The organism is Streptomyces sp. NPDC057654 (assembly GCF_042800135.1).
Classification (GTDB): Bacteria; Actinomycetota; Actinomycetes; order Streptomycetales; family Streptomycetaceae; genus Streptomyces.
On the sequence record NZ_JBHVHQ010000948.1, the window covers coordinates 1 to 3,144 of the forward strand.

Genomic DNA, 3,144 nt, shown 5'->3' on the forward strand with positions numbered 1-3,144 from the left:
CCACGACGGCGACCGTGCTCAGGCCGCGGTCCAGAAGGGGGGTGCGCCACGTCCATTCGAGCCAGTTCTCGTACGTGTCGCCGCTGGACGCCACCTCGCCCGGCTCATCCGCGATGGCCTCCATGTCCGTCTCGTACAGCGGGCGCGGGTCGTCCGCGAAGTCGGCGAAGGGGCGCAGCTCCACCCCGTCCGGCGGCGTGAGCTCCGGCAGCGGCGTACCGACGAGGTCCAGCCGCTGGAAGCGGCTCGGGCGGCGGCGCTCGTACCCGCGCCGTTCGGCGTAGCCCGGCGCGTGCCCGTCGTCCAGCACCCACGCGTACACGGCGCTCGCCCCCAGGCCGCTCAGATACTCCTCGGCGGCCCGGATCAGCGCGAGGCCGACCCCGTGCCCCCGCTCCTCGGGCAGGACGTACGGCTGGGCGAACGCCCGCTCCGGTTGCTTGCTGTCGTGGTAGAGGCCGACGCGGGCGACGCCGATCACCCGGCCGTCCGATTCGGCCACCAGCATCCGGAACCGCTGGGCCGCGGGCGCGTGCGCCACCTCCCAGGCGATCGAATCGGCGGTGGCCAGCAGAAACGGGATGGCCGCGCGCCGCACCGCGGCGGCGGCCTCCGCGTCGGGCGGGGCGAGATCTCTGATCGTCAAGGTCATGGCGGTGCACGCTACGGGCCCGCCCTGGCCGGTTCCAACAGGTTTTTGCCAACCATAGATGGTGAATGCATCTAAACGGAGCGTACGGTCGTCGTCGCGGTCAGCCGCCGGGACGTGGCGGACCGTAACCGACGGGGGCAGAGCTGTGTCCCGGCGTGTCCGGGCCGGCCGACCGAAAGGGGACACCGCGACTATGTGCGGGATCACCGGCTGGATCTCCTATGACAAGGACCTGACCGCCGAGCGCGGCACGCTCGACGCGATGACGCGGACGATGAGCTGCCGCGGCCCGGACGCCGCCGGCATCTGGCTGGACACCCACGCGGCCTTCGGCCACCGCCGCCTCGCCGTCATCGACATCGAGGGCGGCAAACAGCCGATGCTCGTCGAGCGCGACGGCCGCACCCTGCTCGCCACCACCTACAGCGGCGAGGTCTACAACTACCGCGAGCTGAAAGCCGAGTTGGAGGGGCTGGGGCACGCCTTCCGCACCAGCAGCGACACCGAGGTCGTGCTGCACGCCTACCTCGAATGGGGCGAGTCGTTCACCGAACGGCTCAACGGCATGTACGCCTTCGCCCTCTGGGACCCCCGCACCGAGGAACTGCTGCTCGTCCGCGACCGCATGGGCATCAAGCCGCTCTACTACTACCCGACCCCCGACGGCGTCCTCTTCGGCTCCGAGCCCAAGGCCATACTCGCCCACCCCTCCGTACGGCCCGTCGTCGACGCCGAGGGCATGGCCGAACTCATCGCCTTCACCAAGACCCCCGGCCACGCCATCTACAAGGGCATGCACGAGGTCCGCCCCGGCCACACCGTGCGCGTCCGCCGCGGACAGCTGACCGTGAACCGCTACTGGGCCCTGGAGTCCTCCGAGCACACCGACGACCTGGACACCACCGTCCACACGGTCCGCGAACTGCTCGACGACATCGTCTCCCGCCAGCTCATCGCCGACGTCCCGCTGTGCACCCTGCTCTCCGGCGGCCTCGACTCCTCCGCCATCACCGCCCTCGCCGCCCAGGGCCTCAAGAAGGCCGGCAGCGGACCCGTCCGCTCCTTCGCCGTCGACTTCACCGGCTACACCGAGAACTTCCAGGCCGACGACCTGCGCCCCACCCCGGACGGCCCGTACGCGCACGCGCTCGCCGAGTACGTACGCTCCGACCACGCCGACATCACCCTCGACACCGCCGACCTGATGAGCCGGGCGCACCGCGGCGCCGTGCTGACCGCCCGCGACTTCCCCATCGGCTTCGGCGACGGCGACACCTCCCTCTACCTGCTCTTCAAGGCCATCCGCGAGCACTCGACGGTCGCGCTGTCCGGCGAGTCGGCGGACGAGGTGTTCGGCGGCTACCGCTGGTTCCACGACCCCGAGTCCGTGAACGCCGACACCTTCCCCTGGATAGCCGCGGGCGTCGCCAGCAGCTTCGCAGGCGGCAAGAGCCGCAACCCCGGCCGCGAGGGGCTGCTCGACCGCAGCCTGCTCGCCAAGCTCGACCTGGCCGGCTACGAGCACCAGCGCTACCGCGAGGCGCTCGCCGAAGTCCCGCACCTGGACGGCGAGACCGGGCTCCAGCGCCGCATGCGCGAGATCAGCTATCTGCACCTGACCCGCTTCGTGCAGATTCTCCTCGACCGCAAGGACCGCGCCAGCATGGCGGTGGGCCTGGAGGTCCGCGTGCCGTTCTGCGACCACCGCCTCGTCCAGTACGTCTTCAACACCCCCTGGGCGATGAAGACGTTCGACGGCCGCGAGAAGTCCCTGCTGCGGGCCGCCGCCCGCGACGTCCTCCCGGACGCCGTCGCCAACCGCGTCAAGAGCCCCTACCCGAGCACCCAGGACCCGCGCTACGCCCTCGCCCTGCGCGACGAGCTGAAGCAGGTCACCGCCGACAAGAACTCCCCGGTGCAGCCGCTGCTCGACACGGGCGTCGTCGCCGACGCCCTCACCGACCCCACCGGCGCCGTCAACCGGGCGGGCACGGAACTCGTCCTCGGCCTCGACAGCTGGCTGCGGAACTACGGCGTCGAGCTGGAGCTGTAGGCACACCGGGCAGACCCGGCGGCCACGGTGTGGCGCGTGACGCACAATGAGTGCGACAAACCGTCCCCCAGCCGGGAGTCCCACCGTGGCCTTGCTGCACCTCACCGTCGATCCGGGCACGCAGCCCCCGCCGTACGAACAGCTCCGCGCCCAGATCGCCGGGCAGGCCCGCTCCGGCGCGCTCCCCACCGGCTACAAGCTGCCGACCGTACGCGGCCTCGCCGAGGACCTGGGCCTCGCCGCGAACACCGTCGCCAAGGCGTACCGCGCCCTGGAGGCGGACGGCGTGATCGAGACCCGCGGCCGCAACGGCACCTTCGTCGCCGCCGCGGGCGACTCGGCCGAGAGGGAGGCCGCGAGCGCCGCCGAGGCGTACGCGCAGCGCGTCCACCGCCTCGGCCTCGACGAACGCGCGGCGCGCGCCGCCGTGGACGACGCC

Annotated in this window: 3 protein-coding genes; 2 read left to right on the top strand and 1 reads right to left on the bottom strand. The window is 71.9% G+C overall.

The genetic code is table 11. From position 1 onward, the window contains the following. Positions 1-652: GNAT family N-acetyltransferase (locus ACFU99_RS38715; protein WP_384401925.1), on the bottom strand; the 652-nt coding region annotated here is incomplete at its 3' end. Positions 653-845: 193 nt separating this feature from the next. Between ACFU99_RS38715 and asnB the strand changes: the two genes are divergently transcribed. Together asnB and ACFU99_RS38725 are read left to right on the top strand one after the other, a co-directional pair. Further along, on the top strand, positions 846-2,705 hold the full coding sequence (gene asnB / locus ACFU99_RS38720) for an asparagine synthase (glutamine-hydrolyzing) (RefSeq protein WP_384401928.1): 1,860 nt from the start codon (positions 846-848) through the stop codon (positions 2,703-2,705). 94 nt (positions 2,706-2,799) lie between these two features. Next, positions 2,800-3,144, top strand: a 345-nt coding sequence (locus ACFU99_RS38725) for a GntR family transcriptional regulator (protein WP_384401931.1), incomplete at its 3' end; no start/stop codon positions are given.

Excerpts from the sequence above, each read along its gene's own strand:
- asnB (WP_384401928.1), top strand. The coding sequence starts at position 846 with ATGTGCGGGATCACCGGCTGGATCTCCTATGACAAGGACCTGACCGCC.